This window comes from Cupriavidus sp. BIS7, assembly GCF_000292345.1.
Classification (GTDB): domain Bacteria; phylum Pseudomonadota; class Gammaproteobacteria; order Burkholderiales; family Burkholderiaceae; genus Cupriavidus.
This window is the reverse complement of the sequence record NZ_ALOU01000056.1, coordinates 1-7431: the sequence shown is the minus strand read 5'-3', so window position 1 is coordinate 7431 and position 7431 is coordinate 1. Positions and strand designations below refer to the sequence as shown.

The 7431-nt window shown below is 64.9% G+C and carries 5 protein-coding genes; 2 read left to right on the top strand and 3 right to left on the bottom strand.

Annotation, left to right across the window (positions count from 1 at the left end; all coding sequences use genetic code 11):
• Window positions 1-363: 363 nt before the first annotated feature.
• From parC to B552_RS0119080, 3 genes are all read right to left on the bottom strand, one after another.
• Entirely contained in the window at window positions 364-2694 is a 2331-nt protein-coding gene (gene parC, locus B552_RS0119090) for a DNA topoisomerase IV subunit A (protein WP_019450655.1), read from the bottom strand.
• A gap of 125 nt (window positions 2695-2819) precedes the next feature.
• On the bottom strand, window positions 2820-3632 hold the full coding sequence (locus tag B552_RS0119085; protein ID WP_019450654.1) for a lytic transglycosylase domain-containing protein: 813 nt from the start codon (window positions 3630-3632) through the stop codon (window positions 2820-2822).
• Between the two features lie 21 nt (window positions 3633-3653).
• Complete coding sequence (locus tag B552_RS0119080; RefSeq protein WP_019450653.1) at window positions 3654-5648, bottom strand: DNA topoisomerase IV subunit B; 1995 nt, start codon at window positions 5646-5648, stop codon at window positions 3654-3656.
• Between the two features lie 198 nt (window positions 5649-5846).
• Between B552_RS0119080 and B552_RS0119075 the strand changes: the two genes are divergently transcribed.
• On the top strand, window positions 5847-7058 hold the full coding sequence (locus B552_RS0119075; protein WP_019450652.1) for an MFS transporter: 1212 nt from the start codon (window positions 5847-5849) through the stop codon (window positions 7056-7058).
• Window position 7059: 1 nt separating this feature from the next.
• A complete protein-coding gene (locus B552_RS29385; protein WP_019450651.1) occupies window positions 7060-7185 on the top strand; it encodes a hypothetical protein in 126 nt (41 codons plus the stop codon).
• Window positions 7186-7431: the final 246 nt, after the last annotated feature.

The following is a 7431-nucleotide window of genomic DNA, read 5'->3' as shown; positions in this document are numbered from 1 at the left end:
CTCTCCCGCATGCGGGAGAGGGGAGAAAACCCGGGGCAAATCAAACGTTATCGGTTCGCTCCCCTCTCCCACGTTGTGGGAGAGGGGTTGGGGGAGAGGGCGTTGTGGTTCAAGTTACGACTTGTCGCAGTTTGAACGGCTCACCCTCTCCCCCGCCCCTCCCCCGCATGCGGGAGAGGGGAGAAAAGCCGGGGCAAATCAAACACTGCCGGTTCGCTCCCCTCTCCCACGTTGTGGGAGAGGGGCTGGGGGAGAGGGTGTTGAGGTTCAAGCCGCGACCTGTCGCAGTTTGAACGGCTGGCCCTCTCCCCCGCCCCTCGCCCGCATACGGGAGAGGGGAGAAGACCGAGAGACTGCAGCGAATTACTCCGCGGCCTTCACCGGTTCGATCTTCACGTCCTTCAGGCGCGGCTCGATGGCACGGCCCTTGCGGGCGCGCTTGCCCACATATGGCATCAGCGTCTTGCCGGCCAGCTTCTGCGGCGGCACCTTGCCGCCACGAATACCGGCGCCCGAGATCATCAGGCCCGGCGCGCCCACGGCCACGGCCTGTTCCAGCGTTTCCTTCGACTCCAGCTCCATCAGGATCACGCCACGGCCGCCTGCCGACAGCACCTTGACCTCGTCAAGGCCCACCAGCAGCAGACGGCCATTGGCGGAGAAGCAGGCCACATGCGTACCATCATCGCCAATCGGCGCGGGCGGCAGCAAGGTGTCGCCCTCGTCGAGCGTGACGAACGCCTTGCCCGCCTTCTGACGGCCGATCATGTCGCCAACCTTCGTGACAAAGCCGTTGCCGCCAGCCGTGGCAATCAGCATGCGCTGTTCGGCCGAACCGGCGAACGTATGCGCGATCTGCGAGCCCGCGGCCAGGTCGATCAACGTGGTCACCGGCACGCCATCGCCACGCCCACCGGGCAGGCTTGACACGGCCACCGAATACACGCGGCCATTGCTGCCAAACGCCAGCAGCGTATCGACGGTGCGGCATTCGAACGTGCCATAGAGGTTGTCGCCGGCCTTGAACGTGAATTGCGACGGATCGTGGCTGTGGCCCTGGCGCGTGCGCACCCAGCCCTTGCCGGACACGATCACCGTCACCGGTTCGTCGATCACCTTCACCTCGGCGGCGGCGCGGCTGGCTTCCTGGATCAGCGTGCGGCGCGGGTCCTTGTCTTCCGGGCTGTACTGCTTGGCGTCCTGCTCGATCTCCTTGATGATCTTGCGACGCATCATCGTCTCGGACTTCAGCAGCACGTCCAGCTCGGCCTGCTCGTCGCGAAGCTTCGCCAGTTCCTGCTCGATCTTGATCGCTTCCAGGCGAGCCAGCTGGCGCAGGCGGATTTCCAGGATGTCCTCGGCCTGACGGTCGCTCAGGCGGAATGCCTCGATCAGCGCCGGCTTCGGCTCATCGCTTTCGCGGATGATGCGGATCACCTCGTCGATGTTCAGCAGCACCAGCATCCGGCCTTCCAGGATATGGATGCGGTCCTCGACCTTGTTGAGCTGGAAGCGCGAGCGCTTCGTCACCGTTTCAAAGCGGAACGCGATCCACTCGCGCAGGATTTCCTGCAGCCCCTTCTGGCGCGGACGGCCATCGGTGCCGATCATCACGAGGTTGATCGGCGCACCCGATTCCAGGCTGGTATGGGCCAGCAGCGTCTGGATGAATTCCTGCTGATCAGTGTTCTTGCTCTTGGGCTCGAACACCAGCCGCACCGGCGCATCCTTGCCGGACTCGTCGCGCACGGCGTCCAGCACGGCCAGCATCGACGTCTTGAGCTGGGTCTGTTCGGGCGACAGCGCCTTCTTGCCGGCGCGGATCTTCGGATTGGTGATTTCCTCGATTTCCTCGAGCACCTTCTGCGAAGACGTATTCGGCGGCAACTCCGTCACCACCATCTGCCACTGGCCACGCGCCATTTCCTCGATGGTCCAGCGCGCGCGCACCTTCAGGCTGCCACGGCCGCCTTCATAGATCTGGGCGATCTCCGAGGCCGGCGAAATGATCTGGCCGCCGCCGGGATAGTCCGGCCCCGGCATCAGCGCCAGCAGTTCCGCCAGCGTGATATTCGGGTTGCGGATCATCGCCACGGTGGCGCCGGCCACTTCGCGCAGGTTGTGCGGCGGGATTTCCGTCGCCATGCCCACCGCGATACCCGACGCGCCGTTCAGCAGCACGAACGGCAGGCGCGCGGGCAGCAGCTTCGGTTCTTCTTCCGAGCCATCGTAGTTCGGCACGAAGTCCACCGTGCCCAGGTCGATTTCATCGAGCAGCAGCCGCGAGATCGGCGTCAGGCGGGCTTCGGTGTAGCGCATGGCCGCGGCGCCATCGCCATCGCGCGAGCCAAAGTTGCCCTGGCCGTCGATCAGCGGATAACGCAGCGAGAAGTCCTGTGCCAGACGCACGAGCGCGTCATAGGCCGACTGGTCGCCGTGCGGGTGGAATTTACCCAGCACCTCGCCGACCACGCGGGCCGACTTCACGGGCTTGGCATCGGCGCGCAGCCCCATCGCCTGCATCGCGTAGAGGATGCGGCGCTGGACGGGCTTCTGGCCGTCGGCCACTTCGGGCAGTGCGCGGCCCTTGACCACGCTGACGGCGTAGTCGAGATAGGCTCGCTCGGCGTAGCGCGCGAGCGTCAGCGAATCGGCCGGCTCTTCGGCCTGAAACGTAGTATTCGGTTGATCCATGTTTGGCAAGATTTCGGCCCGGCGGGCGCCTGTGCGCCCGCAGCCGGATGTTGCAGTCAGCGTGGGATTCTAAAGGAACTGGATGGCGATGCCCTTACGAACACCGCCAACGTCGCGAAAGCGCGTCAAGGCATCGGCCGGCGGCCGCCAATCACCATCCTGACCCGTTCGGCGGCCATGCCCGTGCGCACCACATGCACGCCGGATGGCCCGGCAGGCTGGTACAGACGGTAGAACTCCAGGACGGTACTGACATATTGTTGTGTCTCGGGGAATGGCGGAATCCGGTTGTTGTAGCGCTGAACGGCGCCCTCTCCGGCGTTGTACGCGGCCAGCACCAGTTCCAGATTGTTCGGGAACAGGTCCATCAGCCAGCGCAGGTACCGCACGCCGGCCGAGATGTTCGTGCGAGGGTCTGTCAGCTTCTGCTCCACGGTGCCGCGGCGGTCAGCCGCAACGCCGAAGCGCGTGCCCGTGTCCGGGATCACCTGCATCAGCCCGATGGCGCCTTTCTGGGACACCGCCGTCGGGTTGAAACCGCTCTCCACGGCCATCACGGCCTTGACCAGTGCCGGGTCCACGCCCTGCGCGGCCGCCACCTTCTGGATGATCGGGTCGACTGCGGCCAGGTTCGGATGGTTGAGCACGTAGCGGTACAGCTTCTCGCGTTCGGGGTCCAGCGTGCCCGCAGGCTGGCCGCCGCGGCGCAAGTTGCCGGAATCGAAGCTTCCGCCGTCCTTCATGAACAGCTTGTAGCGCGCGTCCAGCTTCACATCCGAAAAGTGGGCCACGCCATCGGTATCGATGAAACCCCAGAGTTCGGCATGTGCAGGCGTGGCAAGGCAGAACGACGCCAGCACGGCCAGCGTTCCCGCCGCCCGTGCCGCCAGTCGTCCTATCGTGCCTTTGCCTTTGCCTTTGCCTCTGCCCTGCATCATTCGCGCTCCTGCCTCCTGCCGTCAGATGTCGGCCACCACCTCGTTGCCCTTTTCTTCCAGCCAGCTCCGCCGTTGCGAGGCTTCGCCCTTGCCCATCAGCATGTTCATCATGGCGACGGTCTGCAATTGGTCGTATTCGCCCAGCGCCACCGGCAGCAGCCGGCGCGTGTCGGGATTCATCGTCGTTTCCCAGAGCTGCTCGGCGCTCATCTCGCCCAGGCCTTTGAAGCGGGAGATCTGCCACGCGCCGTCCTTGACGCCATCCTTGAGCAGCTTGTCCTGGATCGCGTCAAGCTCGCCTTCGTCCAGCGCGTAGAGCTTCTGCGCCGGCTTCTTGCCGCGTGCAGGGGCATCCACGCGGAACAGCGGCGGCCGCGCCACACAGACATTGCCGTTGGCGATCAGCCTCGGGAAGTGGCGGAAGAACAGCGTCAGCAACAGCACCTGGATGTGCGCGCCGTCCACGTCAGCATCAGACAGGATACAGATCTTGCCGTAACGCAGGTTAGACAGGTCGGGCTCGTCGTCCGGGCCGTGCGGGTCCACGCCGATCGCCACCGCGATGTCGTGTACTTCGTTGTTCGCGAACAGGCGGTCGCGCTCGGTTTCCCAGGTGTTGAGCACCTTGCCGCGCAGCGGCAGGATGGCCTGGAATTCCTTGTCGCGGCCCATCTTGGCGGAGCCGCCGGCGGAGTCGCCCTCCACCAGGAAGATTTCATTACGCTCGACATCGGTCGATTCGCAATCGGTCAGCTTGCCGGGCAGCACGGCCACGCCGGAGCCCTTCTTCTTTTCGACCTTCTGCGCGGCACGCGTGCGCGCCTGCGCCTGGCGGATCACCAGTTCCGCAAGCTTCTTGCCGAAATCGACGTGATGGTTGAGCCAGAGCTCAAGCGCCGGGCGGCTGAACGTGGAGACCAGGCGCACCGCGTCGCGGCTGTTCAGGCGCTCCTTGATCTGGCCCTGGAACTGCGGATCGAGCACCTTGGCCGACAGCACGAACGAAGCGCGCGCAAACACGTCTTCGCTCATCAGCTTCACGCCCTTGGGCTGCAGCGAGTGCATCTCGATAAAGCTCTTCACGGCCAGGAACAGGCCTTCGCGCAGGCCGGACTCGTGCGTGCCGCCAGCGGGGGTCGGGATCAGGTTGACGTAGGACTCGCGCACCGGCGCGCCTTCCTCGGTCCACGCGACCACCCACGACGCGCCTTCGCCCTCGGCAAAGCCTTCCTCGCCGGCGTTCTTGTCCGGGTCCGCAAAATGTTCGCCCTCGAACATCGGGATCACGAGTTCGGCGCCGCTGCCCTGGGCCAGTGCCTCGACCAGATAGCCCTTCAGGCCCTGCTCGTACTGCCAGACCGTCTGCTCGCCGGTCTTCTCGATCACCAGCGTGACCTTGACGCCGGGCAGCAGCACGGCCTTGCTGCGCAGCAGGCGCTGCAGCTCGGCCATCGGAATCGCTGCGGAATCGAAGTATTTCGCGTCCGGCCACACCTGAACGCGCGTACCGCCCTTCTTCTCGCCGCGTTCGGCCTTGCGGCTTTCCAGCGGCCGGGTCACTTCGCCGCCGTGTTCGAACGTCAGCGTGGATACCGCGCCATCGCGCCACACGGTGACGTCCAGGCGCGTGGCCAGTGCGTTGGTCACCGACACGCCTACGCCGTGCAGGCCACCCGAAAAGGCATAGGCGCCGCCCTTGCCCTTGTCGAACTTTCCGCCTGCGTGCAGGCGCGTGAAGACGATTTCCACCACGGGCACCTTCTCTTCCGGATGGATACCCACCGGGATGCCGCGGCCATCGTCTTCAACGCTGATGCTGCCGTCCTTGTGCAGCGTGACCAGGATCTCGGTGCCGTGGCCGCCGAGCGCTTCGTCGGACGCGTTGTCGATCACCTCCTGCACGATATGCAGGGGGTTGTCGGTACGGGTGTACATGCCGGGCCGTTGCTTGACCGGCTCCAGGCCCTTCAGGACCCGGATGGAAGATTCGCTGTACTGACTGGTTTTGCTCGCCATGGAGTCACTTCGCGGATAGTGGGACGCCCGGCCGTCTGCAGCCGGAATGCGCAGCATTGTAATGGATGGGCATGAATGGGCGAGGGGCAAAACCCCTGCCGGCAAAATTGAGGCGCGCGCGGTAAACTCGGCGCACTGCGCACACCGCGCCCCCCTGTCGTCGACATAACAATAGAAACAATAACTACCGAGCCCGACATGACCGACCGCAAACTCTCCCTGACCACCGTACTTGTGTGCGGTGGCCTGCTCGTAACCCTTTCGATGGGCATCCGGCATGGCTTCGGCCTGTTCAACCTGCCGATCACGCAGACCCACGGCTGGAACCGCGAGACCTTCGCGTTTGCACTGGCGCTGCAGAACCTGATGTGGGGCGCCAGCCAGCCGATTACCGGCGCGCTGGCCGACAAGTTCGGCGCGCTGCGCATCATGATCATCGGCGTGGCGCTCTATGTGGCCGGCCTGATCGTCATGGCGCTGGCCACCAGCGGCACCGCGTTTGCCACCGGCGCAGGCGTGCTGATCGGCATCGCCCAGTCGGGCACCACCTATAGCGTGGTGTATGGCGTGATTGGCCGCGTGGCCAGCGCCGAAAAGCGCGTATGGGCGATGGGCATTGCCGCTGCCGCGGGATCGTTTGGCCAGTTCCTGATGATCCCGGTAGAGCAGACGCTGATTTCCACTACGGGATGGCAGAACGCGCTGTTCATCCTGGCGTTCCTGGCGTGCTTCATGCTGCCGCTGGCGCTGACGCTGCGCGAGCCGAACATGGTGGCGACGACCGGCGGCCATCACCAGACCATCGGCGAGGCCACGCGCGAGGCATTCGGCAACCGCAACTTCCAGCTGCTGACGCTTGGCTATTTCGTCTGCGGCTTCCAGGTGGTGTTTATCGGCGTGCACCTGGCGCCGTACCTCAAGGACCGTGGCTTTACGGACCCCAAGGTGGCCACCGTTGCGCTGGCGCTGATTGGCCTGTTCAACGTGTTCGGCACCTATACGGCCGGATCGATGGGCCAACGCATGCCCAAGCGCTACCTGTTGTCGTTCATCTATATTGCGCGGTCGGTGGTCATCGCCGGCTATCTGCTGGCGCCGCTGAGCGCATTCAGCACCTGGGTGTTCGCCGCGCTGATGGGCTTCCTGTGGCTGTCCACTGTGCCGCTGACCAACGGCATCATCGCGCAGGTGTTCGGCGTGAAATATCTGTCGATGCTGTCCGGCGTGGTGTTCTTCTCTCACCAGATCGGCAGTTTTCTTGGCGCGTGGCTTGGCGGCTACCTGTACGACAGGACCGGCGGCTACACCACGGTATGGATGATCGCGATTGCGCTGGGCTTGATGGCGGCGGTGGTCAACCTGCCGATCCGCGAGCACGCGCTGGTGCGCCCGCAACCGGTGGGAGCCTGACGTGAGACTGGCCAAAGGCCTCGGTTTCCTGGCCCTTGCGGTCGTGCTGACCCTGGGGTTCCTGGCTTACCTGCGGCCGGCGTTCATGGTCGACCTGACCAATATGGTACTGGCGTGGTGCGGGTGAGTTCGGATTGAGACTGACGCGCTCCCCTCTCCCACGCCGTGGGAGAGGGGTTGGGGGAGAGGGCATGGCGGCTCTGCTTGCCGACCTGTCGCAGCTTGAACCGCCGGGCCCTCTCCCGCCTTGCGGGAGAGGGGAGAGAAATCAGGCGAGAGAATCAGACGCCCTCGCCTGACCCGCTCCCCTCTCCCACGCCGTGGGAGAGGGGTTGGGGGAGAGGGTATGGCGGCTCTGCTTGCCGACCTGTCG